Genomic DNA, 26,502 nt, shown 5'->3' with positions numbered 1-26,502 from the left:
ACAAAAATGATCAAAAACGATCGCCAATACAAAATTACTAAAACGAGTGTGCAAAAGTTTGTAGATGCTCTTCATGAGTTGAAACAAAAAGAATTTGTCGATCCACTACTTGCCAAGCTTGAAAAAGCCGCACTCGAAAGTCAACACGAAGAGCTTCAGCTCCAAATTAGAGAATATGAAGAACTTCGTGACGGCAAACGTGCATTATTGCCTGTCGCAACTTTTGCGGATCTTCCTAAGGCCCTTATTCAGGCGCGAATTGCGTCAGGAAAGAGCCAAAAGGATTTGGCTGAACTCCTTGGTATGAAAGAGCAGCAAATCCAACGATATGAGTCACAAGACTATACCACTGCAAGCTTGGCAAGGCTTATTAAAATTGCAAATGCTCTAGGGTTAGAAATTCATAACAGCCTTGTCGTACCAGTCGCAATAAAAACATCGAAGGCCTTGTTTGCCAAACTTGATATGGTCGAACTCGACAAGAGCTTTACAGTTCGTCGATTGCTACCTAAAAGTATTGCAGCCCAAATTCAGTCGAGTGATGATGAAAATGTAATTCGTCAAGCCGCTTCGTTTATCGGTCGTGCATTTGGCTGGGCAGATGATGCAATCCTTGGCAAGGGATTGTTAAGTCTAAACACAGAAGCTGTGGGCATGGCTCGTTTCAAATTGCCTGCAAATGCCAGTGAGAAAAGAATCAGTGCCTACACAGTATACGCCCATTACTTAGCTTTATTGACCTTGCAGGCGACTAAGCAATTGAAGCCAAATCCAATATCGATCGATCCTACCAAGTTTCGACAAGAAATTTTGGATCGATACGGCTCATTGGACTTGGAGTCGGTCCTTTCCTATGCATGGGACTTGGGTGTTCCTGTTTTGCCGCTTAATGATCCAGGCCGATTTCATGGTGCATGTTGGCGAAACGATGGAAGAAATGTCATTGTCTTGAAGCAACGGACAAAATCACAGGCGAGATGGGTCAACGATCTCATTCATGAATTATTTCACGCTGCCCAGGAACCTGAAGAAAAAGAACGTGCGATAATTGAATCGAGCGAAATGTCACTTGAACGCCGCGAATCAGATGAGGAGATTGGGGCTACTATGTTTGCTGGCGATGTGACATTAGATTGTCGAGCTGAGGAGCTTGCCCAAATCTGTGTTGAGGAAGCTGGTGGTTCCGTTGAACGACTAAAACGTGTTGTTTCTGATGTTGCCAGTCAAGAATGTGTTGAGACAGGGGCATTGGCTAACTATTTGGCTTTCCGTCTCTCGCTCCAAGATATTAATTGGTGGGGAACAGCAACGAACCTTCAGATTAACGGCGAAGATCCTTGGGCCACTGCTAGGGATTTTTTGATTGATCGGCTTTCTCTAAATGAATTAAACGAAGTTGATCGCGAGCTGCTAACGTTATCGCTAACAACATTGGAGGACTAAATGTCTAAATTTTCTGTTCCAAAACTGAAACCGTTGAAAGTTAAATGTACTGACTCAGATTGCAAAAATGATCTGCATTGTTTCAAGGCAACGCAAAAACTCAAGAAAGAAGGTAAAGAAGGAGCTTGCAGAAGCTGTGGCGTTGAATTGATCAACTGGGATCGAGTTCACGAGCAAGATATGAATGACGTCGATTACACGTTTGATGCACTCAGAAGCGAATTAATCCGTCACCATTTTTGGCACAAAGAAATTGATCAACGTGCAATAAATCATGCTAAACGAAAAGGGAAAAGTAAATTATGGCCAGCGATCGAGAACCGTATTCGAAAGTCGGTTGCTGACGCTCATCCTGTACGAGATGGGCAACAAACACCAATGGAAGGGAACTCTATTTACTATGCACAACACGCCACCGCATGTTGTTGCAGGACCTGTATCGAGTATTGGCACCAAATTCCCAAGGGAGTCGAGTTGACGGATGGGCAGGTAGGCTATTTTACGGAGCTTTGCATGCGTTTTTTAAACGAGCGTATGCCCTATCTGACAAATGATGGCGAGCATGTTCCACCGATTCGGAAAAAGTAAATGACTGAAAATCTTATCAATACGGAAGATTTCTCCTTACGACTCCGAGGGAAATCCGTTGACCTTGAAACCCAGCGGCTGTTAATCACAAATTTGATTAATACTGAACAGGAAAATGATTTAACAGAGCCTGCTAACTGCAACGGATTTGGACGTATACGTCATTTTCGAAGAGCTACTTCAAAAGGTTGGCCAGAAAATCCACTCCCGATTGATCCAGCTTGCAAAACTATGGGTTTTCCAACTGCAGAAATCCTTAAGGCACAGGTTTTTCAAAATGCATCTTGTAATTGGCGATGCTGGTACTGCTTTGTCCCATTCCAATTGCTAGCTGGCAATCTGAAATACAGTGCGTGGATGTCAGCCTCAGACTTAATTGATCTGTATCTTGCAGAGAATGAAGCACCTTACGTAATCGATTTAACTGGTGGACAGCCTGACTTGGTCCCGGAATGGGTACCTTGGATGATGAAGGAGCTAACTAAGCGAGGCTTGAATGATCAGGTTTATCTTTGGTCAGATGATAATCTCAGCAATGATTACTTTTGGCGATACCTAAGTGATGAAGATCGTCAACTAGTTTTGGATTACAAGAACTACGGTCGTGTTTGTTGTTTCAAAGGATTTGATGAGGAATCGTTCTCCTTCAATACTAAAGCCGATCCAGCACTTTTCGATAACCAATTTCGGTTGTTTGAGAGATTTGTTGAACTAGGAATTGACATTTATGGCTATGCAACATTTACGACGCCAAATCTCAAATCTGTTGACTCTGGAATTCCCAATTTTATTGATAAGCTACAATCAATTCATAAGTTTCTCCCTTTGAGGGTCGTACCTCTGGAAATAGCTGTTTTTACACCAGTAAAGAACCGGCTAACTACTGCAATACAGAATTCCATGGCTCACCAACAAAAAGCAATTGAGCTCTGGAATCGAGAAATTGAAGACCGATTTTCATCCACTCAAAGAGAGATGAATATAACTGATATTTGCCTATCCGGATCATAGTCATTATGAATACTGATTTATTAACTGTTGATTTTGAAAAACGGATAGAATCTTGGGTCGTTCGTGGTGTGCGTATGGGGGCTGGATCCTTCGATGATCTTCTTGTTAGGTTGCCTGGTGTATATCCTCCACTATTGAGAGCAGCAATTGAGCGACTGAAGATGCGCGAACTCATTCCAGCTAGTCTTAGTGAAAAATTGTTGCAAACTCGTGTGCACTTTATGTCTTCTGGTGCAGACCCATGCCCAATGCCAATGGAACATCCGCTCGACTACGATTGGCGATTTACATCTGAAACAGTTGACTGCCTAATCGAACAATTTAGTTTATTAGGTGAGGATGGCCCCCTTATGTGTTTGGGAACACCATCTGTCTTTGATCGAATGTGGTTTCGCGATCATAGGACAATTCTTTTTGACAGAAACGATTTGATCATAAACTATTTCAGAAAGTTAGATTCTGGAGCCGAAGCCTTTCGAGTCAATTTAGTCTCGGATAAAATCCCTAGAGGCATAGCAGGAGCAGTCATTTTGGACCCGCCTTGGTATCCGGAATACATGGACCTGTTTCTCTGGTCAGCAGCACAAGTATTGAAGCCTAATGGAATTGCCTTGGCTAGTTTTCCACCAGAGGGAACACGTCCTGAATGTTTTAAAGAAAACAAAGATATAATTTCGCGAGTACGTCATTACGGACTCGAAAAAGAAGGCATAGATAAGGGGGCCGTATTATACAGAACGCCAAACTTCGAAAGGAATTCTCTCGCCGCTAACAATATCAATTTAGGTGGTCTTAGCTGGCGTAAAGGCAATCTAATACTTTTTCGGCTCGCAAGGCGGATTGAACATAAACGTCCTATTATTCAAGACTCTTATACTTGCTGGAAGCCGTACCACGTCCGAGGACTTTCTCTGAGGGTAAAGGATTCATACCAGTTTGGATTTTGTGATCCAAGGCTTAATAATTTAGTGTGTGGAGATGTTTTGCCTTCTGTGAGTCGACGTGATCCCATTCGAAAAAGGGCGATGGTTTGGACTACGGGCAATCGAGTTTTTGCGTGCAATGGTTCAAATACACTGAGACATATTATCGAGATATTACAAATCCAAGAAAACGATTTTTTATATGAACTGGGCAATAGGATGAATTTAAGATTGAGTCAACGGCAAAGAGATCAAGTTAAAATTGCCGTCGAACAAATATTTAATCTAGTTGATTTAGAGACATCCGAAACTAAAATGAATTGGATTACCAACTAAGATGATTGATAGATGTCAACTAGTTACCGATGTTAAAAATGCCCTTGTGGAACACTCTTTTTGGGCTCGATATGTCGAAGAACTGAACGAAACCGGACCTCAGTCAGTTTCTCTCCATATCGCAGTTTTTTCTGAACCTTTCTTGAGCTATGTCATCGAAGGTAAAAAAACGATTGAGTCACGCTTTTCTATTAATAACTGTGCACCGTATGGCAAAGTAAAAAAGGGAGATTCTGTCCTAATAAAAGAAGTTGGAGGACCAATTATTGGGATATGCTTTGTCGAACATGTGTGGTCCTACGAGCTTGACTCGAGTACTTTGGATGAAATCCGAAATCAATTTGCAAGAGCACTATGCATCGAAGAAGATCAATTCTGGCAGACAAAATCTGCCGCAGCTTATGCCACACTAATGAGTCTAAGTAATATCTGTACTTTGAAGCCAATTGACATAGACAAACAGGATCAACGAGGATGGGTCGTAATACGTGAACGTTCTCAACAACTGACTTTTTGGTGAAGTTAAAATGAATTTTGTAATTGGCATATCAGGTCAAATATCGAGCGGGAAGACTACTTTAGCAGCCGCGTTGGCCGAAACTTTAAGTTGCCCTATGGCCAGCTTTGGGGATTTCGTACGCAAAGTTGCAAAAGAAAGTGAAGCATCAGGTGAAAGGTTATCTCTTCAAGATATCGGTCAATCCCTTGTCGACGGTGATTGTCGACAGTTTTGTGAGGACGTCATTCAAAGTGCTAATTGGACTAGAGGGCAAGCGCTAGTTGTGGATGGTATTCGTCATGTCGAAGCTTGGAAAAATGTGTGCCAGATTGTTTCTCAAAAGGAAACTTGTCTAGTTGTTGTCAGCACTTCCGAATCAATTCGAGCACGAAGGAACAAAAATAAGGACAAAAAGATGCTTGCCCAACTCGATAAACATCCTGTTGAAGCAGACTCAATTGATTCACTGCCTGAGATTGCCGACATGCGGCTTGATGGATCTCGGAACGTTTCAGATCTTGTACATGAAATCATAGAGTTCGTTAAAGATCACAATCGATAGAAAAGAACGGCTCCAAGAACTGTTTTCAAATCATATTATCGGTGGACCCAGAATAACTTTAGTCTGTCGGAAAGAGTTGATGGTTCTAGAATCTCTTACTACTGGCTTCGCCTATTGCCTCTGGGGCTGAAAAACGCGACTACGAACCTATATACGGAACGTTGGTAGATTTAACGCACCGCAGATAGCAATTCGCCGAGATTGGTGGCGTTACTCTTTGTTCTTCGTCGTTTGGGTCCACGTGAGGATCGTTTGAGTCCAAACTCTGTAAGTGGGTTGACTACTTGATGAGTGGTGTCCACCACCCACTTTGATTCAGCGACTCGGTAGCCCAATGCCTCAACTGATAAGCCACCGAACCAGTGCTTGATGTAGTATGCGATACAGTTGCACAAATGCTCGAAGTCTGCCACTTCACGATATCTCGTTCCACTAGAAAGTGAGAAGCAGTACCTTCCCGGACCAGTGTAGCGATATGGTTGATTTAGTTCGAAGGCCTTTTGAATCCTATAGTTGACAAACCCTATCGGAGCAGCAGCATGAGCTGCGAATAGGTTCGCCTGCCGTTCGAGAGTGTCCTCGACATCTGGCGACATCATTGGGGCAGTCGTCGCAAGCTCGCGGACCATTCCAATACGTTTCATTTCTTGCCGTAGCCAATCGCCTTGCAAAATCGCGTGACCACCAACTTCGTGCCAGCACGTAAATACTCTGCGAGGATCTTCCCGCAAAGACGAATCTATGAACACGCGATTGAACTGAGGTTGAAAGTATCCGAGTATCTTTTCACCATCTTCATCAACGCCGAGATCATGATCTTCGATCAAATCAATCTCGTATACAGGGTAAATATACTTTTTGAAGATTATGTTGAAGTTGATCTCCAACATCGCAGTATCGTTCCCGACGAAATCAGCGTAGCCGCGAAACAATTCTGTCGCGCGTCTTATGACCTCTAGTCTCGAAAAAGGAGGAGGTTTGATAAGTTCGTTCACCGTTTCTCCTGACGAAAAACTGCAAGTGCTCTTGATTGTTTCGAGTCGATTTCTCACGGGCATCTGAACATGTCCAAGTATTGTTCGAAACAATTTGCTTATTGGAATATAGTAAGCACATTTCTATGTGTCAATAACCTGTTGGAAGGTTGTGGAAAACTGCTCTGTGCTGGTCTAATTGCTGACTGCCCAGGTAATTTGAATTCTGATTCGGACTGGAGATAGTTGTCGTGATAAACGAAGGCAATGAGTTCTTAAAGATCAGCAACTGAAGTGTCAGAATTATTGCATCCAATTGTTTAAATCTAGGCTAAAATAAGTGGATAGCGTAGGGCTGAACTAATGCAAAAAATCGCATTAGTGGGGGGATAAGTGGGGGGAACAAAAAAGGCCTTCGTAGGGGTGATGAAGGCCTTGGATTTGTAAGTTGTTGTTTTGAAATGACTTGAAGAAGTACACCCGGAGGGATTCGAACCCCCAACCCCCGGTTCCGAAGACCGGTGCTCTATCCAGTTGAGCTACGGGTGCATGAATTGCTTTATAGACTGTCTTTGACAGCCTCTGGTTACATAAAAAATGACTCTGATGCTTTTTTATGTCTCATTGTTCTGCAAAAACAGGTGCAACTTGTTACCTCCACTTATGTTACTGAAATCAGAAATGGATGCAACTGTTGCGAATGGGGATTCTAGCATTCCCGCGATAAAAAACAAGGGACCATCGTTCTGGCAAACGACTTTATCAAATTCAATATGAGACTGGGGGCGGCTCTTGTGAGCCAGTTTTCTTTGGTTTCTGAATGCGTCCAAAACAATTGCATTCTGCACACCAGAATCGCTTGCTGCTTGACTATCTGCTCTGATTCGGTTGTCATAGATGCAATTACGTAAGAAAGTTAATTTGTTTGGGTTTCCTGGACATTCTTTCCTGTTGAGTGTGAGTTGTCGTTTCCCGCGAACTTGCCCTGATTCTTGCCCCCGCTTCTTTTTAATGAGAGGTCCTGCCTGTTATGAAACGTTCTCAAACTGCTTTTGTGTTTTCATTCTTAATTGTGACTCTAGTATGCAATCTAACTCTGAGCCTGGTTGCTGCCGGTCAGGAAAATCAATCCTCTGCGAAGAAGCCGAAACTGGCCGGGGCGCGGCCTGTGATTCATGCGATCAATTACACTTCGATTCAGGCAGCCATTGATGCGATTCCGGATGAAGGGGGAGTTGTGTTGCTGCCTCCTGGAAAGTTTGAGATTGAGAAGCCGCTAGTGATCACCAAAGGGGATGTGCTGATCATGGGGTCGGGGTCAGCAACTCACATTCATAACAAAAACGAAGAAGGCAAAGATGCAATTGCGATTCACCCGCCGACTGATGCCAAGCTTCCCAATGGTAAGAAAGATCCTAAGCCGCGTATCTGGCGTGTGCAGTTACAGAATTTTCGCGTTACCGGCAACGAAAAAAGCGGGCGGGGGATTAATGCAAAGTGGATCCAGGAAATCTACATTCATGGTGTGACTTGCAGCTATCATGGCAGCGATGGGATCTTTCTCGATTTTTGTTTTGAAGATCCACGGGTTTCCGACTGTCTGATTACTTACAACAAGGCAACCGGTCTGAATACGATCGGCTGTCACGATATTGTTGTTTCCGCGAATCACTTTGAAGAAAATCTGGACGCGTTACACTGCAAAGACGGTTTCAACCTGTGTATGAGCGGTAATAATCTGGATGACCATCTCCGTGACGGTGTGATTATTGAAAATACTTATGGTTCCATTGTCTGTGCCAACATGATCGAAGAGTGTCAGGGGCGGGCGATTGTCCTGGATCGGGAATGCTATGGAATCACACTCTCTGCGAATGTGATCGCTCATAATGGGAGCGGAATCATTCTGGATGACGCCCACGGTTGTGCCGTGAGTGCGAATACCTTTACCCTGTTGGCTGCAGACGCTTTGCGGATTGGTCCGAAGTCCGGGCGGATTACCGTCTCCGGGAATAACTTCTCGAACAGTTATATTGGTAATGGCAAAGTCAAACGTCGTACGGATGACCTCAAAGCCTCTGGGTTGACGCTGGATAAAACACGTGGAGTAGTCGTTTCTGGAAATCTGTTTTCTTCAGTCCGACCGAAGGCAGTTCAAGTGATTGAGCCAACGACGAATGTGATCTTCGGAAACAATCTGCTGATCGATGTGGAATCGGATCATGAAAAACTGAAGGATTCGATTATTAAAAACATCTTGGAAACAGCGGCTGAACCCGTCAAGCCAGAGTCAAAGCAGGCAGGTTCGAAGTAAGCAGATTCGAAGTAAGCATCTGATGGAAACAGAGATGATCGGAAACCTCCCTGTACGAAAGGCAGATCAAAAATGTTGCGGTTTTGTGGATTACTGGCTTGTCTGACAGGTTATGTTTCTGGTCTGCTAGCTGCTGATCAAAAGTCAGAACAGAGTCAAGGTGCTCCTGTGTATCATGAGCATCTTGATCTTTCTTATTCTCTGGACCAAAGTGGTCAAAAACAGCCGATTAAATCCTGGGAAGACTGGAAAACACGTCGTCAGCATATTCTGGCGAACATGCAGACCGTGATGGGCGAAGTGCCTCGTCCACAACAACCGGTTCCTTTAGAGATGAAGGTGCTGGAAGAAACCAGCATCGGCACAACAAAACGTCTGAAGATTTCTTATCATACGGATGATTCCCAACAGCGGGTGCAGGCTTATCTGTTTATTCCGCAGTCAGCCAGCAAGCAACATCCGGTGCCAGCGGTGTTGTGTCTGCATCAAACCAATTCAAAAATCGGCAAAGAAGAACCAGCCGGGATCCAAGGCCTGCCAAATTTAAAGTATGCACTTGAGTTGGCACAACGGGGTTATGTAACACTGGCTCCGGATTATCCTTCGTTTGGTGAGTACGCTTATGATTTCAAGGCGCATCCAGAATATCGTAGCGGAACGATGAAAGCCATTTATGACAACATGCGATCAATCGATCTGTTGCAGTCGCTGGATTATGTAAATGGTGAGAAAATTGGCTGCATCGGACATTCGCTGGGAGGGCACAACACGATGTTTACAGCCGCCTTTGATTCCCGTATTAAAGCGTTGGTATCCAGCTGTGGGTTCACCCGTTTCCACAAGTATTATGGCGGGAAGTTAAAAGGTTGGACCAGTGATCGATATATGCCGTTAATTAATAGCAAATATCAGAATAACCCCGATCTGGTACCTTTTGATTTTACTGAAATTGTAGCTAGCTTTGCACCGCGGGCATTTCTTGCCTGCTCTCCTGTAAGCGACAGTAACTTTGACGTCTCGGGAGTGAAAGATGTGATACAGATTGCCAGGCCGATTTACGAGTTGTCAGGTAAGTCAGAAAATTTGCAGGCCGTTTATCCCGACGCGAAACATGATTTTCCTCCGGCTACACGAGAGACGGCTTATCAGTTTTTTGATCAACATTTGAAACCGTAAATTCTGGTTGTGATTCAACCACTAATTCTGCTGGAACAGATCTGTTTCGGGCCAATCTTTGATTTGGTTCACCCATCGATGCATCTGCCCGTCAATGAGAGACGATAAATTCTTTTTGTCGTTTCCGTAGCGTGTGTTAAACAAAATGGCCCAGTTGATTCCGTCTCGGCGTCTGACCAGTATTGTTGAAGTTCCTGGTAATGCGCCGTTGTGCCAATGGTTTTCACTTCCCTGTTTGTTAAAGGGTCTTACGGACCAGCCGCAGGCATAATAGATGGCTTTTGGGTTTCCTGTCTTGTCGAAGCCGGCCAAGCCATCAGGACGCTCAAACATCTGGGAAATTGTGGGTGCGTTCAGGATAGGGCATTGCTCACGGTTGTTGAATGCGGTTGCAAATCGCACCAGATCAGGTGCGGATGAGATCCAGCCGCCATGAGAATCCATCGCTTCCAGATACCAGGCACCATAGGGCTGAGGCACCTGTTCCAGTGCCTCCTCGGAAAATACAGAGGATCCTACCTTAGGGCTGTAATACTTGACTTCGTTTTGCTGGCGGTTTTTTAGCAGTGTTTTTCCCATTTGGGTATGTGTCATATGTAGCGGGGAACAGATCGTTTGCTGAATATATTCGTGATATGATTTCCCGGTTACGGTTTCGATGACCCTGCCTAGCAGGCAGTAACCAAAGTTTGAGTAAGCATAGCGTTCTCCCGGCTTGAAATCGAGAGGATGCTTCAGCATGACTTGAATCACGTCTTCGGGTTCAGCAGGAGGCGTCTTTCCCAATTGCTTCGCGAAAGAAACGGAACGAAACATTGGGTCAAAAGAAACACTACGATCCCAGCCCCCCGTATGGTTTAGCAACTGCTGGATTGTAATTTCTTTTAAGCGAAGGTCAACGTCCTGTTTTGATAGCTCGGTTCGATATTTTTTTAAAACATCAAAGACCGGTGTCTTCAATTCCAGTTTATCCTGTTCAACCAGTTTCATGACCGCGACCGCAGTGATCGGTTTGGAAATGCTGGCGATTCGGAACTGGCTATCAGGTTGAACCTGCATTTTCTGTTCCCTGTCTGCATATCCGAAACCCCGCGCATAAACGAGCCTGCCGCGATAACTGACGGCGACTGCTGCTCCGGGAGGGTGGTGTTCCTGCAGAAATTCTTTGATGGATTGATCCAGGGAAGCGAACTCTTTTTGGTCCTTGCCTGAGACCGGAATATCATCGGCATTTTTCCAGACAGAGGATTCGATTCCGTTGTCTACTTTCTCCCAGATAGCGTTGAAATAGGGGCGATTATTAATTCGATGACCATCAATGTTCGTGAGTTGGTAATTTTCATCCCTCATTTTTTTGTCTTCCGCCTGGAACTGATCCAGAGTCAGATGAAATTGTGACATCCAAGCCGGATCCCTTTCTTTATACCAGAGCGCATGATAGACGGGCTTGTGGTCAATGACATAGCCGCAGAGATCAATCAGACGAAATCCCTGAGAGGAAACATTTTCGAATATTTTCTGGAATTGGTCTGAAGGAACATTACAGGTTGCATCCCAAGTAACATCGTTTCGTTTGACCCAGATCCCGGCATGGAGAGGTTGGTTATTGAGCGTGTAACCATCCAGCTTAAACGGAACATAGCCCTTCTGCTTTAACTCATCTAATGTTTCCTGTAATTGTGCGTTCGATAATGAATGTCGAATGATATGTTCGGCTTGATCGTTCTTTTCCCAGATGACTGCGAATCGTGATGTATTTCCCCGTTCGTAACCACTGATGACAACTGGCTGGAACCCCTCACTGGCGTATTGCTTTTGTTTCTCTTCCAGTTGGCGCGCGTTAAGTCCATGACGCGCTTTCCTTGCTTTCTGGTCCGTTTGTTTCACTGCAATCGCCATGAATCGGTCAAATCGTTTTCCCGGCGTGACGCTGACATCTGTTAGCACATAGCCCTGTTTCGTGAGTCGTGAGAGATGCTTCTGGTAGGCCGCTGGGGTTAATAGCAATTGAACTTCCACCTCTGCAGCAAATAAAGCATTTGTCATCAGTAGTAACCCCAGCAGCAGGAATCGTCGGTAAAACATAGCAAGGTTCCCAAATGAGTGACTTGAACAGAAGGGTTCGTATCTATGATGATAGAGTGGCGGAGGGGATCTCTTCAAGCATTATTTCAGATGTGTTGACCTGCTTTTGGGTTTGACTCTTTATATAATAGAAGAGCAAGAGTGATCGGAATCTGTTTTAAAGACACTAGAGAAGAAATGATGCCCATGCTGATATCCAAGAAATTTGTGTACTCCATCGTGATTTCAAGCTCTGTTTTACTCCTACAGACACTGCACGCAGCCGATCCAGTATTAATTGCTCATCGGGGAATGTTGCGGCATGCTCCAGAAAATACTCTGCCGGCATTTCGTGTCTGCCTGGATTTGCGGATTGGTTTTGAACTGGATATCCGCACCACAAAAGATGGTGAGCTGGTGATAATTCATGATGACGGCTTGCAGAGAACCACGGATGGACCCAACCGTTCCGTGCGTGACCTGAACTGGTCTGAGGTCAGGCAACTCGATGCGGGCCGCTGGTTTGATCCCCTGTTTACTGGGACGCGAATTCCAACCCTTGAACAGACGCTGCAATTGATCAAAGAGAGAAAGCAGGGGAAATCAATCATTGCCTTGAATATCAAGCAATTGAATCTCGACGGCGAAAAGAAACTGGTGGATTTGCTCGAGAAATATGATCTGTTCGAAGACAGTTTCGCGTTTGATCAAAGTGCTGCCATGAGCCAGCGGTTGAAGAAAATGAATCCTCGAATTCGGATTGGCCAAAATGTCAATCGCAAGAGTATCGATGCTCGTTTAAAGGAGGATCAGCTGGACGTGTTTTTGCTCACGTTTGTTCCTGACAAGGCGGAAGTCGATCGGCTCAAGCGGCAGGGGAAGCAGGTGCTATTTAACTTTGGTGGAGCAGGGGAGGCCCGTCGCAACCCTGTAGTCTGGAATCAGGTTCGCGCTGCGGGCATTGAAGGCATGCTAACGGACTATCCTTTAGAATGTCGACAGGTTTGGAAGCACGCAGATCAGGAAACCACAAACTGATTCCGTGACCGCTCAAGTTTTAGCGGCTTTTTTAGGTGCAAACGCGTGCTGAATCAGCGATTCGTCGAATTGATCGGGTACTTTGCCTTCGGCTGCGAACAGATAGATTGCCGCAATCAGAATCGAATGAATGGCCGAAGAGACCAGCGATACGAGTAAGATACAGACAAATCCGGTCGCAATCATAATGCCACCGAGTACTGCATTGACCGATCCAATCACAACAAAGCCACCTACAATCAGCGCGAAGATGGGGATCATAAGCAGGAAGACAATCAGGCCGATTCCGAAGTTAGCGACGAGCGATTCGCCCCAGGTTTTGCGAAGAATTCCCACAGAGCGTTTCAGGGCTGCAAAGGGGTTTTTCTGTTCCACAACCAGAACCGGAATCACAAAATAGGTAGTAATCGACCAGGCCATCCCGAGCAAGCCGGCGACGAACTGTCCCATGCGTTCCGATTTTGATTCGATCAACCTGAGTATGAAGCCTACGGTCGCGCTGACCAGGGCCCAGCCTGTGATTTGAGGGAGCCGATTCATGGCGGCGGAGAAACCATCGCCTATGGTGGGATTGCCCCCTTTGAGCCGGATGATGGCACAGGACATTAACGCTGAGTTGAAAAAGATAATTACGAAGTAATTCACAAAATAGAAGGCAAACAGAATGAAATAAGCCAGTGGATCTTGAGGAGCCTGATGCTCATCCATGATCACCGTGACGTATTTGCTGCTGATCAACGGGATTGCAAAACTGGCCAGGACCATTAGGCAGGCAAAACCGCTCATGATCGGAAACAGCAGAAGTTCTTTATCCATCATGAGAACACGGAAACTCTGTTTGGATAATGCCCATCCATTGGAAATGCGGGAAAACATGATTAATCAGTCCTTGAGAATGCTCTCAACGTTGCGGAAAAATAGCTTTGACCTCGGCTGGTCACGTCAAATCAAGAGTAGCACGGTTTATAACAGATCGACCCCAAAATGCGAAATCGATTAGAAAATTCTTGAGGATTATTCTGATTGTTTGCAAAAGGTTAATTATTTATCTGTCGGTAGTGCTAACAGCAGGGCGACCGTTGCCCAGCTGCTGGCAGTGATCGAAATGAACTGATCATTGCCGTGTGGATAGCCTGTTTCAAAATAGGTCTGGAACGGTTTCGCACGCGTGACGACGTGCCAGGACCCGTCGGGCAGTTGCGTGTTAAGCAGGTACTGAATACCCCGTCTGATGGCTGGGTGATCGGCGGTGATTTGGTCTGAGCGGAGCAGGGCGACGAGTACGGTTCCCGTTGCATAGGCGTCGCTGGTCATTTCAGGGAGTTGAGACCAGCCGCCGTCGGCCTGTTGCTGATTGAGTAGGGTATCAATGGCAGTCTGGGTGACATCTTCATCAACATCCAGAATGAGAAACGAACGGAGCTGGAATACCCGGTCTTCGGTCGATTGGGGATTTAAGTCGAGCAGCCATTGCTGTGTCTGTTGAATGCGTGTTTCGATGCGGGCGGTTTGATCGCTGGTGCCAAATGTTTTGAGGGCACGGATGACGAAATAATTCGTGTTCGTATCACAGGACATGGAAGGGGGGCGAGTGGAATTACGAATCCAGTGATTTTTGTCTTTGTTGCGCTCTAATAAATAGCCTGTGACGGCGTTCGTCACTTCATCCGGCTTGCGTCCTGCCAGTTCGAGTGTCCAGAGTGCATAACTGGCGGTGTCCGGACCACCTCCCTGACCTTTGCCTGATTGATAATTATTCAGGCCTCGCTTGAGGTGGGCAGCCGTATGATCAATCTGTAACTGAAAGTTAGCTTCGTCAATGGTAAAACCCCGCTGTTTTGCTTCATCCAGCACAAGCACTGCTAAAGCCTGATTATGGCAGGTGAAACATTTTCGTTCGCGGGCAGAACCTGCTGCCGCTTTCTCAATCAGAGGAATCGATTTACGAATCGCGATTTTTATCGCAGTGGGAGTCGGTGCGGACTCACCAGCCAGTATTGGTTCTTGCAGACAGCAGATGAAGCAGAATAGAACAATAACGCGATACATTTTGTCAACTCCCGTATCTGCAGGCAGGGGTACTGCCGGACTGGGAATAAGGAATCAAATCGTTTCGCTCTATTCTAACGGTCTTGTGAATTGGAAGACCAGCTTCTTTTTCCGTTTCTATGTGGAACTTCGGTGATCAAAGCCTGACGACTTTTATTTGGGGGGACGCTCTGGTGTGTGAATATGTTCGGGGAGGAAGCCGAGACCGATGATTTTGCCTGCTTTTTTCCGGATAATTGGGGCGAACAGGCCGGCGATTTTTCGAGACGCCCAGGAAATAGAAACCGGATTTTCGGAAGTGGTCTTTCCGCCAAACAGACGCTGATGAGCGAAAACCTGCATGCGTTGTGTTCTGAGTGCTGGTGTCTCACGGCGAAGTTGAACCTGCTTTAAGTCATCGAGTGTTACATTACCTGCATAAAGTTTATCGGCGAGCAGGTTCGCTGTCGCGACGGCGTCCTGGACCGCGAGATTGACGCCTACTCCGCCAACGGGGGACATCGCATGGGCGGCATCACCGATAAACAAGAGTCCCGGCTGTGCCCAGTTGGTAATATGATTCAACTGGATGGTGAGCAGGCGGACTTTTTTCCAGTCATCAATTGCTGCGACGCCATCCGCCAGATCGGGCAGCATATCGAGAACTCTGTTACGAAATGCTTCCAAACCTTCCGCTTTCAATTCGTCAAAGGAACCTTTCTGAATGATCAATCCCGATTGGAAATAGTCTCCCCGGTCAACTGTGATCAGCATACGACCATTCTTGATCCTTCCTAGTGTGTGATCAAGTAACTCACTCAATTTTCCGACGCGAAACCAGAGCACGTCAATAGGAATTCCCTTTTCTATCACTTCGACTCCGGCGTCGATTCGCATCTGGGAACCACGTCCATCGGCTCCGACAACCAGGTCAGAGTGAATTTCATATTCACCGTTAATGCCCTCTACTTTGACGCCGACCACTTGATCGCCATCATGGATCAGGTTCGTTGCCTTGGCTTGCATATGAACCTGAAAATTAGGATATTCGCCGGCAAGTTTTGCAAGTAGATTTAAAAAGTCCCATTGAGGAGCAAACGTAATAAATTTGCATTTGGTAGGCAGGTGGGTGAAGTTTGGCCCCGGGATTTGCTTGCCTTCGATATTGAAATCAAGTGAATCAAAATGGTGAGTCGCAATTTGCAGGAATTCATCCAGAAAACCCAGCTCGTGCATCAGTTCCAGAGTCGAAGGATGGATGGTATCCCCGCGGAAGTCTCGCAGGAAGTCTTTATGCTTTTCCAGCACAATCACTTCCACGCCGGTTCGGGCTAACAGATATCCTAAAAACAGGCCGGCAGGGCCACCGCCGACGACGCAGCAGCGAGTAGTAATCTTGTCCCCTGATTGCGGTGGTTGAAATTCACTCACGACCTTTACCTCCTGTAAAGTGGCTTTGATGGATCAATTTCTGAGATCAATTTCTGACGCGGGTATGGTTCAGTAGCTTAGCGCAGTTAATAGAACGCCTCAAGTTGAAAATGATGATCTTTCATCAAAAACGTTCCTGATGCATGGACTGGATTCAGCTGGGGTTATTCAGAATCCTGTTGTGATGTTCCTTCCTGATGGCTATTTTCGTTTTTTCGATTCGCCTTTCGTTTAATATGGCGATGAGAAAACAGAACAATCACAAAAAGAATCATCAGGCTGCCAAAAACATCCATGAGGCTAATCATCAATTTACTCCCGTTCTATTATCTAAGTTACATGACTCATGTGATTGTTTAATCAATACGACTACAGAACGAGGCTGGACATCATAAGTGGTTGAGGAAACGATGCTGGCCTCCTCTGGTTCCAGTATATCCTGGGGACTCGCTTGTGAGGTATCGATAACACGTTTCCACTCGCCGGGAGTCCCTTCATGAATTCCAAAGTGATAAGCGTTTGAGGATGCATTGATCATCACATAAATGTCGGCGTGTTCCTCTTCTGCTCCGTGCAGGCAGAACGCCAGGGTTTTTGAATTCTCTGAAAGATCAACATAAGGCGTGGCTCCGTACCATTTGATATCTTCTCGCCAGAAATGCGAACGACACAATGAGGAGTGTCGTTTGCGGAAGGCGATGATCAATTTTACGAAGCGAAACATGTCGCGGTGCGTGTCCAGTCTGCTCCAGTCGAGCCAGCTTGTTTCGTTGTCCTGATTATACGGATTGTTATTTCCCTCCTGTGTCTGCAGAAACTCATCCCCCATCCGAAACATGGGTGTGCCATTCGAGACCATCAGCAGGCAAAAGAAGTTTTTGACTTGTTGTTTTCTCAGTCTCATGACTTCGGGTGAGGCATTTTCATCGCCTTCCCAGCCGCAGTTCCAGCTGTAGTCGCGAGTGCCATCGGCATTCTTCTCGCCGTTTTCCCAATTTCGTTTTTCATTGTAGGAAACGAGGTCGTATAACGAAAAGCCGTCGTGCGAAGTGATGTAATTGATGCTTTGGTATGGTCTGAGGGCATGCATGCAGTCATCGGGAAATAAATCCGAACTGCCGTAAAGACGGGTCATCAGATCTGAGATCCGTCCTTTGTCACCGCGTACGAATTGTTGCAACGTGTCCCGGTAAGCGGCGTTCCATTGCATCCAGCGATGACCGGGGAAGCGTGAGCCAAGCTGAAATCCACCTGCTGCATCCCAAGGCTCAGCAATAAAACGCCGACCAGCCAAAACGGAATCCGAACCAATTTGTCCCAGCGTTGTAGGGTTCGTCTCTTCAATACTTCCATCAGCTCTTCTGGTGAGCACGCTGGCTAAGTCAAACCGAAATCCATCTACGTGCATCTCTTTTGCCCAGTATTGCAGGCTGTCAACAATCAGTTTGCGAACGGCCCGATTCGCAGTGTGGAGTGTATTTCCTGCACCGGAGTAGTTGGCATACGGAGCATCCGGGTCACCTGTGGTTGAATAATAGGTTGTGTTGTCGATGCCTTTGAAACTGTAGGTCGGGCCAGATTCATTGCCTTCCCCCGTGTGATTGTAGACGACATCGAGAATGACCTCGATATCCGCGCGATGCAAGGCCTTGACCATCTCGCAAAATTCAATATGGCGTTCGCATGTTTCTTGAGTCGTGCAATAACCATCATGAGGGGCGAAGAAACCAAGGGGCATATATCCCCAGTAGTTTCCGTCTTGTGTATCGAATTGATAAACGGGCATTAGCTCGACGGCGGTGACTCCCAATTCTTTCAGATAGGGGATTTTTTCGATGACGCCGGCAAACGTACCACGTGCATTTTCGGCAACTCCGGAGTTGCTATTCTTGGTGAAGCCTTTGACATGCATTTCATAAATAATGAGATTAGAACCATGGTGAATTGGTTCGTCATCCTCCCAACTGAATGCGCATTTGATCGACTGCAGGACAGACAGCGGGGCATGGCCCATATTACTTCCCGGTTGACAGGCAAGGTGCCGATCAAAAGTGGGAGGGAAGAAAATATTACGTGAATACGGGTCGAGTAATAATTTTTCCGAATCAAAGGTGTGCCATTCGAGGGTGTCCTCTGGTGTCGGTCCGGCTATCTGATAGGCATAATATTTGGCATGTTTGATTTCGGTTGCCGGAATGCGGCAGTGCCAGATTTCGGCGGTTTTATTTCGATGCGGCTCGAATTGAAATTGATAAACAGGTTCGTTCAAGTTCTCTTCGGTAAAGAAGAGCAATGAAACCTGCGTCGCATGTTTTGAATACAGGGCAAAATTATAAGCATTCTCAGATGCGATCCAGGTTTCTCCCAGATGGATGGGAGACCCTTCGGTTTTATCCCAGTGGTCCATGGTGTGGTGTCCCTATTGAATTCGAGTGGGGTTTTCCAATCAAAGCAACGACGTCAGCCAGAATTTGGGGCAGGGCAAGGCCGCCTGGAGAAGCCAGATATTTCGGAGTCCAGACGGGATCAAATTTTTCTTTATAACTTCGTAAACCTTCAAAGTGATAGAAGTGGTCACCATGACGAAAAATTAGATTCGCCGTCCGGTTCCAGACCGGAGCCAGGGGACGATTCTGAATTCCCGACAGGGGAGCCATTCCAAAGTTAAACCAGCCATAACCTTCCTGTTTACCCCACAGCAGTAGTTCAATAAACAGATATTCCATTACACTCGCCGGCGCATCAGGCAGATATCGCATCAGGTCGACAGAAAGTTCTTCCTTATCTGCTCCCTCCAGAAGGTTGGCGAAGGCGATCGTTTTTCCATTTTGCTTCACGATAGCGATCGGAAAATGTTTGAGATAGTCTTTGTCAAAATAGCCGAGGGAGAAGCCTTTTTCGGTGACCTGTTTCGTCGTCAGCCAGGCATCCGAGATCTGTTGTAATTCAGGAAGTGATTCAGGAGTCTGTTCGACGGGGATGATGGAAAACTCACATTGTTCTTTTTGGCAGTGATTGACCGTCTGCCTGAGTTTTCTACGAGAGCTGCCGGCAATATCGAATGATTCCAGGGGAACACGGGCTTCTTCACCCAGCTTCAGGATGCTCATTCCCTGATCGAGATAGAGGGAGAGGTTTTCGGGTTCCACCTGATAAAATACGGGCCAGCCGTCATAACGGTCGACCAGTTCCCGGAACTGCCAGATCAGTTCGGCCTGCTCTTGCTTCGGGCCAATGGGATCTCCGAGTGTGATCCAGGAACGTTTTTGAACGCCGTACATCAGGAAGGCTGTCTGCTGTTCGTTCAAGATCAGGGATTTGTCTCCCAGTAAAGCCAGATTGGATGATGTTTTTGTTGACGCTTTCACAATCTGGGTAACAGCAGACAGTTCGCTTTCGGTTGGCTCCTGTGAACGGGGTTTCTGGGCGGCGATCAATTTTGATAACGCGAACAGCAGTAGAAAGATGACAGCACCAATACTGCCGCGCATAAAGCGGGGCGCGTTTCCTTTGAAAGTAAAGACCCACCACAGTTCGTTCGAGTAATCGACATGTTGATAAGCAAATAGGCCAAGCCAGATCGAGCAAATGACAATCACCAGGATCGTACTGGTCCAGGCCAGGCTGAATCGTGCGTGGATTAAAGTACCCTTGCGATAATACTGTTTGCGACTGACACATAGAGCGATCATGATTAATGCCAGCAAAATCGCTTCTTCGTAATCGAAGCCTTTTAAGAGCGAGACGACCACGCCGAGCCCTAGTAATGAGGTGATTAACCACCAGGCGGAATCAAGTCGTCGTTGCAGGCCGCGCGCGAGAACCAGGAGAGCGGCACCGATCAGACTGCCAACAAAATGGGAGACTTCGACGAGCGGCAGGGGGATCGTATGCTGTAGGTGAGCGAGTCGCGTTTTGACGATGGGAGTGGAACCTGAGAAAAGCAGAACGGCACCCGCCAGGAGCGTGCACCAGGAGAGCACCAGGGGAGTCACCGCGACCGACCAGCGATTGACTCCTTGCGCAACCCGCGTTGCCAGTCCGCGTTGAAGCGAAAGTTCGTGCAGCCCCAGCATGATGATTGCGATGAAGAGCGGAATCAGGTAATAAATCACACGAAATACCAGCAAGCCCGCCAGGATTATTGCTGATGAGGGGGAAGCAACCAGAGTTAAAATGATGAGCTCAAAGACTCCCACACCGCCGGGAACATGAGAGAGAACCACGGCAACAGTCGCCAGGAGAAACATCCCCAGGAATTCTCCATAACCGATCGTCAGGTCAGGCGCTAACAGGGTGTAGAGAATCGCGCCAACCAGCATCAGGTCTACGGCGGAAACTAAGAGTTGCAGCAGTGTCATGCTGGTTTTGGGAAATCGAAATTCAATGTCTTTGACAATAATCGGAGATTTGCGAATGAAGGGTAACGCTGTATAGACGGCGGCGATCGCCAGCAGGCCATACCCAATCGATTGAACATTAACAAAGGGTAAATGTAACGATGCCGGAACGGGAAACGGTTGTAAAATAAAGACGACCCCGGCTAAAGCAAACACACCAATCCAATAGGTTGTGCCCAGCATGATCACGAGCTGTAGGATTTCGACCGCCGAAAGTCCCCAGGCAGAATAGAGCCGGTAACGAACTGACGTTCCCCCGAGCAGGGCGCCAAAATTATAACTGATGACGAAGCCGGTAAAAGAAGCCAGCGAGATCTTACGGAGCGGCAGCGGGTGCTGAATGGCACGCACTGCGAGGTAATCATAGCCGATTAGAATCAGATAATTGAATATGGTTAAACCAGCGGCTGCCCAGAGACGCCAGGCCGGAATATGGTTGACCGCTGCTCGGATTTGGTGCAGGTCATAATGCTTCAACTCTTTCGAGAGCAGCCAGATTGCGCCCATGAAAATTGTGATGACAACCAGAGGAGCAAGTTTTTTAAGACGATGAAGCATCTATGATTCTTATATCGTAAAGGCGTTTATATGTCGCATTGGAATCATACCATAAGTAAGATCTGATGTGTTTGGCCGGTCTGGGTTTTTTAGTCTCTGTTAAGCCATCAAATGAATCGGAAGAGGTGACTGCTAAATAAAGTATTCCGAATATGAAGAATATGTTAGCTGCTTGATTCAGAATTCAGGCGAGCGATTTATTTCTAAATTGCTCTTTTGGTGTAGTTGGGTGATTGAGTTTACCGTTAATAGACACGGCTTAAATAATTTCTGAAAGAGATCATAAATAAAGCGTGCATTATTGAACAGACAGGAATAAAATAAATCTAATTGCTGTTGATAACAGGCAGCCCGTGTACTCTCTCACAAACAACACAAATTTCTGAAAGATGTCAGAATGAATCTTCTCCTTCGGCAGACCTGCTGTGGTCTTACTCTTCCCGCTTTGTTGATGTTGATTGTCTTTGACAGTTCTGTTGGCTATGCCCAGTTTCAGAGAACTCCTCTGAATGTCCAAACGGCGCCACCGGCTCCCTCAGCAACTCCTGCGGCCCCCCAAACTTCAGGAGCCACACAAACCATCAAAAAAATGGCGGTCGCATTTAAAGAGGCCTTCGATCAGGGGAATGCCCAGAAAGTAGCCAGTTTTTGGGCTCCGGAAGGCGAGTTCATTGATGCCAGTGGGAAACGACTGGTCGGACGGGCTACGATTCAAAGCGCCTACGATACATTTTTTAAGCAAAACAAGAACGCGAAGATTCAAATCTCTGTCGATTCCGTTCGTCAGATTGGTGAAAATTTAGCGATTGAAGAAGGTCGGACGATTGTTTCGGTTCCTGAAGCGGCACCCGAGTCTAGCCAATATACGGCGACACATATGAAACGGAACGGTCAATGGCGGATGGTTAGCGTCAAAGAATCGGGAATCTCTGCGAGCGGTTCTCACTCTAGATTAAAAGACCTGGAGTGGCTAATTGGAACCTGGATTGCTGAAGAGAGAGGTATCACTCTCACCACAGACTATCGCTGGTTACCCGGCAATAAATTTATGGACCGGACATTCTACTCATCCAGCAATGGTTCCAAAAAGGTAATCGGAAAACAAATTATCGGCGTTGACCCGATCAGCGGTGACATCATGTCCTGGACGTTCAATACCGACGGCAGCCATGCCTTGGGAATCTGGGCTCCTGTGGAGAATGGTTGGGCGATCGAATCGCGAGGAGTTACCAGTAACGGAATGGTAACCAGCGCGAACAATATTATTTCGAAGATTGATGATAACGGTTCTCGTTGGCAATCGGTGCATCGGACAGCCAATGGGACCCCGTTACCAGATGCACTGGAAGTCGTCTCTAAACGAAAATAGTGTAGTCTCGCTTACAATAAAATATTGCTTTTTTGAATACAGAAAATCGAGGATTGATCGAATGAAACTTTTCATCAGCGTCCTTTCCATTACGACATTACTCTTTGTCTCACATGAATCGTCTGTTACGTGGGCTCGCGGCTTTGGTGGCGGCGGCGGTGGTGGATTTCGTGGAGGTGGAGCAGGAGGCTTTAGTGGTGGTGGCGGTTATCGCGGTGGAGGAGGCTATGGCGGCGGAAGTCGCAACTTGGGTGGTGGTGGCGGATTCGACTCGGGATCCCGAAATATCGGTGGCTCTGGTGGCTTTGATGGAAGTCGGTTTTCCAACTATGGCAGTCGATATGATGTCCCCAGCCGCTTCAATGATAATACCGGATTTAATAACAACTTTTCGAATCAGGCCAAGTCCTTTGAGCAATCCAAAGGGTCTGATTTCAGCCGATTGAACAACGGTGGTGGGAACCGAGGTGGTTTCAATCAATCAGGGGCAAATGGGATTCGTAGTTCACGAACTGATGGCTCACTGAATGTCGGCGCCATGAATTTTAACCAGAAGCCAACACGTCAGGGACTGAATAATTTTCTGGGACTTCCTTCTGATGCCGGCCACAATTCCGTCACAAACTCACATCCTCAAGTTCAGGATTTTACAGGTCGCAATACGATTAATCAGTCGATAGTAAACGGTTCTGGTTCCGGTAACGTCTATCATGGGCCGAACGGTGGTGTTGCAGGAGGCGGAAGTTATACAGGACGGCGAGGAAATACGGTCTCAGGCGGTGGAGCCGTTGGACCTAACGGCGGACATGCTGCTGGTGGTTCTGTTGATGGAAGGAATGGCGGATCTGCTACAGGGGGACGCGTTGTCGGCCCCGGTGGTGCCTCTGCCGCTGGTGGAAGAGCCGTTGGTCCAAACGGAGGTAGTGCCGCTGGTGGTGTGGTTCATGGACGCGGCGGCGGAACGACTGCCGGCGGTGTTGTGCATGGTCCTAACGGTGGTTATGCCGCTGGTTTTGTGCATGTTCCCCCTTCCACGCGTTACTATCATGGTGCGGTGATTCGCGGTGGTTTTTATGGTTACGGAATGTATTACCCGGGCTGGTATACTGCTCATCCAGGAGTCTGGTATGCTTCTGCGTGGCCTGCGGGATACGCCTGGAGAGCTTGCACCTGGGCTTCAATGATGGCCTGGTTAACTCTGGCAGATACACAACCAGTTTATTATGACTATGGAAATAACGTGGTCTATCAGGACAACAGTGTCTACGTCAATAATCAAGATGTGGGTACGGCAGAGCAATATACTCAACAGGCCAGTCAGTTGGCGGCTGCCGGTGCTTCTGCTGATGTCAACGACGAGAAAAACTGGATGCCACTGGGTGTGTTTGCTTTGTCCGAAAGTGGACAGACAAAGTCTAATTCCGTCGTGGAACTTGCTGTGAACGCGCAGGGAGTTATCCGGGGGAATTATACCAATACGAAAACCAAGAAGACGCAGCAGGTCCAAGGCTCAATTGACAAAAAGAGTCAACGTGCTGCCTGGACTGTGGGGGATGATAAGAACACCGTTTATGACACTGGTATTTATAATCTGACCAAAGCGGAAGCCCCCTTGCTGGTTCATAGTGGAAAAGATCAGACGCAGCAATGGTTGATGGTCAGGCTGGATCAAAAGGATAAAGACAAAAATGCTGCTGCCAGTGAATGAGCTTGAATCAATTCACTGAGATTACTTTTGAGAATTAAAAAACAGAGTTGGTCGTTCCAGGCCAACTCTGTTTTTGGTTTAGACGAGTTCAGTAATCCCATTTATTCTTTGACTGGCGCCAGATAATCAATGCGGTAATCTTTCGGGAAAGGAAGCACAAAGTTTTCGTTCGCCCAGACATTCCACTTTAGAGCCAGTTGCGTAACGAGATCAGGACGCTGTTGAGCCAGGTTATTCAGCTCAGTGCGGTCTATAGAGAGATCGTAAAGTTCCCAGGGCGCTCCACGGAGCGCGGAAAGTTTCCAGCGTCCTTCTCGAATGGCTCGGTTTCCCTGGTGCTCAAAATAGAGCGTGCGTGGTTTCTGTGGTTTTCCTTTGATCAGAGGGATCAGACTTTTTCCGGGTAGTGGCAGCGTTGGCTGGTCGTCCCATTTTGTGGGATAGCTTACTTTTGAAGCCTCCAGCAGGGTGGGAACGAGATCAATAATGTGCGCGGGGGTCGAGACAATTGTGCCTGTTTGTGGCACTTGACCGGGCCAGTGGAGAATCCCCGGCGAAGCAATGCCGCCTTCGTGATTGTAGTGTTTATAAAGTCTCCAAGGCGTATTCGATGCATTGGCCCAACCTGAACCCACGCTGTGATGTGTGTTCGAGCCTCCCATCTTGTCGAGCTGATCTCCCCAATACAATGTATTGTTACGGCTGGATTTGATATCAAAGCCATGCGGGTCCCACTCGGCACAGGCACCGTTATCCGAAGTGAAAATAATCAGCGTGTTTTCCAATTCGTTGTTTTGACGCAGGCTGGTGAGGACACGGCCGATATTCTGGTCCATACGATCTACCATCGCGGCAAAAATGGCCATGCGTCGAGCCAGATCTCCTCGGCGGTCGGTGGGTAACGAATCCCAGGCCGGGTTCACACGTGCCTCTGATTCACCCCAGTCCCAGTAGCGGGAGCGGGGAGAAAGCTTTGTTTCCGGCGAGACAATATTTAATTGTTTCATACGGGCCAGTCTCTGTTTTCGGATTTGATCCCAGCCTACATGATAGCGGTCTGCGTATTTCAGAATATCCTCTTTAGGAGCATGCAAAGGGAAGTGGGGCGCATTATAAGCCAGATACAAGAACCAGGGCTGATCGGGAGTTCGCCTGCCCATGCGCAGGAAGTCGATCGCATAATCGGTGACTGCATCCGTGCCATAAAATTCTCCTTTAGGATAAGTGTGCGTCGACCGAGAGGCAGGCAGTCGCGTGAAATGATCGACATCCCAAAACGTTTTTGCACTGACCAGTGTTCCGTAAAATTCTTCGAAACCCAGCTTGGTCGGGTCTTCTGTACCCAGATGCCATTTCCCTGAGAGAAAGGTTCGGTAGCCGCCCTGTTGCAGGATCTGAGCGACGGTGATTGCTTCATCGGCAATGTGTCCCTGGTATCCTCGTTGATTGAGGTTTCGCGTCATATGCCCGAGACCGATTCGATGGGGATATTGCCCGGTCATGATCGAACCACGGGAAGGGCAGCAGCGACCCGTGTTATAGAATTGTGTTAAGCGCACTCCCTTGGCAGCCAGTGAATCGAGTTGCGGCGTTTCAATTTCACCGCCGAAGCATCCCAGATCACTGTAGCCTAAATCGTCGGCAACGATCAGCAGGATGTTGGGGCGCGGGGGTTGCTGTTCTGCGCTCGTGGAAGATTCCTGCCAGCATGCGAGAGTCAGGATGCCAGTCGCTGCGACCATGAGCGATCTACGGAAGTGGAATTGGGCAGGGTGATGCATCGTGGTTTCGTCTTTCTTTTGAAGCACTAAAGAGAACTATCTTTTGCTAAGCAGCTTACGAGTTCAGGAATTGCTGATCCAGAATAGGAACGCGATTTCGTGATCCGCTTATTGCAGACGCGTTGGGTCCCGTTTCTTAGGGGTGACCATGTTGCAATTAATCATCATATTTGAGTTACCAAATTTGACAAGGTATATATGTGAGCTAGGATTAAGATGAATACGTTGAGTGTGGCGATTGTTGAATTGCCCTTAAAATCGAGAAGCTCAGCACACAAAATATCATGTGTCTCGTACAT

19 protein-coding genes and 1 tRNA gene are annotated in these 26,502 nt (G+C 47.1%); 11 read left to right on the top strand and 9 right to left on the bottom strand.

Annotation, left to right across the window (positions count from 1 at the left end; all coding sequences use genetic code 11):
* Positions 1 to 6 precede the first annotated feature (6 nt).
* Genes AAC022_RS22830 through AAC022_RS22805 form a run of 6 tightly spaced genes read left to right on the top strand, consistent with a single transcriptional unit; the run spans position 7 to position 5,362 of the window.
* On the top strand, positions 7 to 1,443 hold the full coding sequence (locus AAC022_RS22830) for a helix-turn-helix transcriptional regulator (RefSeq protein ID WP_339734807.1): 1,437 nt from the start codon (positions 7 to 9) through the stop codon (positions 1,441 to 1,443).
* On the top strand, positions 1,444 to 2,031 hold the full coding sequence (locus AAC022_RS22825; RefSeq protein ID WP_339734805.1) for a DUF4186 family protein: 588 nt from the start codon (positions 1,444 to 1,446) through the stop codon (positions 2,029 to 2,031).
* The gene (locus tag AAC022_RS22820) at positions 2,032 to 3,042 is read left to right on the top strand and encodes a hypothetical protein (RefSeq protein WP_339734803.1); all 1,011 of its coding nucleotides are present in this window, start codon (positions 2,032 to 2,034) and stop codon (positions 3,040 to 3,042) included. It begins immediately after the preceding gene.
* A gap of 5 nt (positions 3,043 to 3,047) precedes the next feature.
* Positions 3,048 to 4,301, top strand: a complete 1,254-nt coding sequence (locus AAC022_RS22815; protein WP_339734802.1) for a hypothetical protein — start codon at positions 3,048 to 3,050, stop codon at positions 4,299 to 4,301.
* Position 4,302: 1 nt separating this feature from the next.
* Positions 4,303 to 4,821 carry a hypothetical protein gene (locus tag AAC022_RS22810; protein ID WP_339734801.1) on the top strand — a complete coding sequence of 173 codons (519 nt, stop codon included), beginning with the start codon at positions 4,303 to 4,305 and terminating at the stop codon, positions 4,819 to 4,821.
* 7 nt (positions 4,822 to 4,828) lie between these two features.
* Positions 4,829 to 5,362 (top strand): AAA family ATPase, encoded by a 534-nt coding sequence (locus tag AAC022_RS22805; RefSeq protein WP_339734800.1) that lies wholly within the window; start codon positions 4,829 to 4,831, stop codon positions 5,360 to 5,362.
* Between the two features lie 170 nt (positions 5,363 to 5,532).
* Here the strand turns inward: AAC022_RS22805 and AAC022_RS22800 are convergent, their stop codons facing one another.
* Together AAC022_RS22800 and AAC022_RS22795 are read right to left on the bottom strand one after the other, a co-directional pair.
* Complete coding sequence (locus AAC022_RS22800) at positions 5,533 to 6,357, bottom strand: hypothetical protein (protein ID WP_339734799.1); 825 nt, start codon at positions 6,355 to 6,357, stop codon at positions 5,533 to 5,535.
* A 454-nt stretch (positions 6,358 to 6,811) separates the two neighbouring features.
* Positions 6,812 to 6,885 (bottom strand) — tRNA-Arg (locus AAC022_RS22795).
* A gap of 481 nt (positions 6,886 to 7,366) precedes the next feature.
* On the opposite strand from AAC022_RS22795, the gene AAC022_RS22790 reads away from it, so the two are divergent.
* Together AAC022_RS22790 and AAC022_RS22785 are read left to right on the top strand one after the other, a co-directional pair.
* Positions 7,367 to 8,650 (top strand): right-handed parallel beta-helix repeat-containing protein, encoded by a 1,284-nt coding sequence (locus AAC022_RS22790; RefSeq protein ID WP_339734798.1) that lies wholly within the window; start codon positions 7,367 to 7,369, stop codon positions 8,648 to 8,650.
* 72 nt (positions 8,651 to 8,722) lie between these two features.
* Positions 8,723 to 9,826, top strand: coding sequence for a prolyl oligopeptidase family serine peptidase (locus tag AAC022_RS22785; protein ID WP_339734796.1), 1,104 nt, complete (start codon positions 8,723 to 8,725; stop codon positions 9,824 to 9,826).
* A 21-nt stretch (positions 9,827 to 9,847) separates the two neighbouring features.
* Here the strand turns inward: AAC022_RS22785 and AAC022_RS22780 are convergent, their stop codons facing one another.
* Positions 9,848 to 11,911: a serine hydrolase gene (locus AAC022_RS22780; protein ID WP_339734794.1), complete on the bottom strand. Its 2,064-nt coding sequence runs from the start codon at positions 11,909 to 11,911 to the stop codon at positions 9,848 to 9,850.
* Between the two features lie 186 nt (positions 11,912 to 12,097).
* Between AAC022_RS22780 and AAC022_RS22775 the strand changes: the two genes are divergently transcribed.
* Entirely contained in the window at positions 12,098 to 12,928 is an 831-nt protein-coding gene (locus tag AAC022_RS22775; RefSeq protein ID WP_339734792.1) for a glycerophosphodiester phosphodiesterase family protein, read from the top strand.
* Between the two features lie 12 nt (positions 12,929 to 12,940).
* Here AAC022_RS22775 and AAC022_RS22770 read toward each other — a convergent pair whose 3' ends face one another.
* From AAC022_RS22770 to mprF, 5 genes are all read right to left on the bottom strand, one after another.
* Positions 12,941 to 13,804: a DUF6159 family protein gene (locus AAC022_RS22770; protein ID WP_339734790.1), complete on the bottom strand. Its 864-nt coding sequence runs from the start codon at positions 13,802 to 13,804 to the stop codon at positions 12,941 to 12,943.
* A gap of 165 nt (positions 13,805 to 13,969) precedes the next feature.
* A complete protein-coding gene (locus AAC022_RS22765) occupies positions 13,970 to 14,977 on the bottom strand; it encodes a prenyltransferase/squalene oxidase repeat-containing protein (RefSeq protein ID WP_339734788.1) in 1,008 nt (335 codons plus the stop codon).
* 153 nt (positions 14,978 to 15,130) lie between these two features.
* Positions 15,131 to 16,387, bottom strand: coding sequence for an FAD-dependent oxidoreductase (locus AAC022_RS22760; protein ID WP_339734786.1), 1,257 nt, complete (start codon positions 16,385 to 16,387; stop codon positions 15,131 to 15,133).
* 307 nt (positions 16,388 to 16,694) lie between these two features.
* Entirely contained in the window at positions 16,695 to 18,794 is a 2,100-nt protein-coding gene (locus AAC022_RS22755; RefSeq protein ID WP_339734784.1) for an isoamylase, read from the bottom strand.
* Entirely contained in the window at positions 18,778 to 21,345 is a 2,568-nt protein-coding gene (gene mprF, locus AAC022_RS22750; protein ID WP_339734782.1) for a bifunctional lysylphosphatidylglycerol flippase/synthetase MprF, read from the bottom strand. Before mprF ends, AAC022_RS22755 begins: the two co-directional genes overlap by 17 nt.
* Before the next feature lie 397 nt (positions 21,346 to 21,742).
* Here mprF and AAC022_RS22745 point away from each other — a divergent pair, with 397 nt between their 5' ends.
* Together AAC022_RS22745 and AAC022_RS22740 are read left to right on the top strand one after the other, a co-directional pair.
* Positions 21,743 to 22,714, top strand: coding sequence for an SgcJ/EcaC family oxidoreductase (locus tag AAC022_RS22745; protein WP_339734780.1), 972 nt, complete (start codon positions 21,743 to 21,745; stop codon positions 22,712 to 22,714).
* Between the two features lie 61 nt (positions 22,715 to 22,775).
* Positions 22,776 to 24,422: a hypothetical protein gene (locus AAC022_RS22740; RefSeq protein ID WP_339734778.1), complete on the top strand. Its 1,647-nt coding sequence runs from the start codon at positions 22,776 to 22,778 to the stop codon at positions 24,420 to 24,422.
* A gap of 101 nt (positions 24,423 to 24,523) precedes the next feature.
* Here AAC022_RS22740 and AAC022_RS22735 read toward each other — a convergent pair whose 3' ends face one another.
* Complete coding sequence (locus AAC022_RS22735) at positions 24,524 to 26,230, bottom strand: arylsulfatase (RefSeq protein ID WP_339734776.1); 1,707 nt, start codon at positions 26,228 to 26,230, stop codon at positions 24,524 to 24,526.
* Positions 26,231 to 26,502 lie beyond the last annotated feature (272 nt).

This window comes from uncultured Gimesia sp. (assembly GCF_963976445.1).
In the GTDB taxonomy this organism is placed as follows: Bacteria; Planctomycetota; Planctomycetia; order Planctomycetales; family Planctomycetaceae; genus Gimesia.
Note: the sequence above shows the minus strand (reverse complement) of the source record. Positions and strands in the feature narration are given on the sequence as shown.

Excerpts from the sequence above, each read along its gene's own strand:
- AAC022_RS22765 (WP_339734788.1), bottom strand. The coding sequence starts at position 14,977 with ATGTATCGCGTTATTGTTCTATTCTGCTTCATCTGCTGTCTGCAAGAA.
- AAC022_RS22770 (WP_339734790.1), bottom strand. The coding sequence starts at position 13,804 with ATGTTTTCCCGCATTTCCAATGGATGGGCATTATCCAAACAGAGTTTC.
- AAC022_RS22805 (WP_339734800.1), top strand. The coding sequence starts at position 4,829 with ATGAATTTTGTAATTGGCATATCAGGTCAAATATCGAGCGGGAAGACT.
- AAC022_RS22745 (WP_339734780.1), top strand. The coding sequence starts at position 21,743 with ATGAATCTTCTCCTTCGGCAGACCTGCTGTGGTCTTACTCTTCCCGCT.
- AAC022_RS22755 (WP_339734784.1), bottom strand. The coding sequence starts at position 18,794 with ATGGACCACTGGGATAAAACCGAAGGGTCTCCCATCCATCTGGGAGAA.
- AAC022_RS22815 (WP_339734802.1), top strand. The coding sequence starts at position 3,048 with ATGAATACTGATTTATTAACTGTTGATTTTGAAAAACGGATAGAATCT.
- mprF (WP_339734782.1), bottom strand. The coding sequence starts at position 21,345 with ATGCTTCATCGTCTTAAAAAACTTGCTCCTCTGGTTGTCATCACAATT.
- AAC022_RS22740 (WP_339734778.1), top strand. The coding sequence starts at position 22,776 with ATGAAACTTTTCATCAGCGTCCTTTCCATTACGACATTACTCTTTGTC.
- AAC022_RS22825 (WP_339734805.1), top strand. The coding sequence starts at position 1,444 with ATGTCTAAATTTTCTGTTCCAAAACTGAAACCGTTGAAAGTTAAATGT.
- AAC022_RS22810 (WP_339734801.1), top strand. The coding sequence starts at position 4,303 with ATGATTGATAGATGTCAACTAGTTACCGATGTTAAAAATGCCCTTGTG.
- AAC022_RS22820 (WP_339734803.1), top strand. The coding sequence starts at position 2,032 with ATGACTGAAAATCTTATCAATACGGAAGATTTCTCCTTACGACTCCGA.
- AAC022_RS22790 (WP_339734798.1), top strand. The coding sequence starts at position 7,367 with ATGAAACGTTCTCAAACTGCTTTTGTGTTTTCATTCTTAATTGTGACT.
- AAC022_RS22785 (WP_339734796.1), top strand. The coding sequence starts at position 8,723 with ATGTTGCGGTTTTGTGGATTACTGGCTTGTCTGACAGGTTATGTTTCT.
- AAC022_RS22775 (WP_339734792.1), top strand. The coding sequence starts at position 12,098 with ATGCTGATATCCAAGAAATTTGTGTACTCCATCGTGATTTCAAGCTCT.
- AAC022_RS22830 (WP_339734807.1), top strand. The coding sequence starts at position 7 with ATGATCAAAAACGATCGCCAATACAAAATTACTAAAACGAGTGTGCAA.
- AAC022_RS22780 (WP_339734794.1), bottom strand. The coding sequence starts at position 11,911 with ATGTTTTACCGACGATTCCTGCTGCTGGGGTTACTACTGATGACAAAT.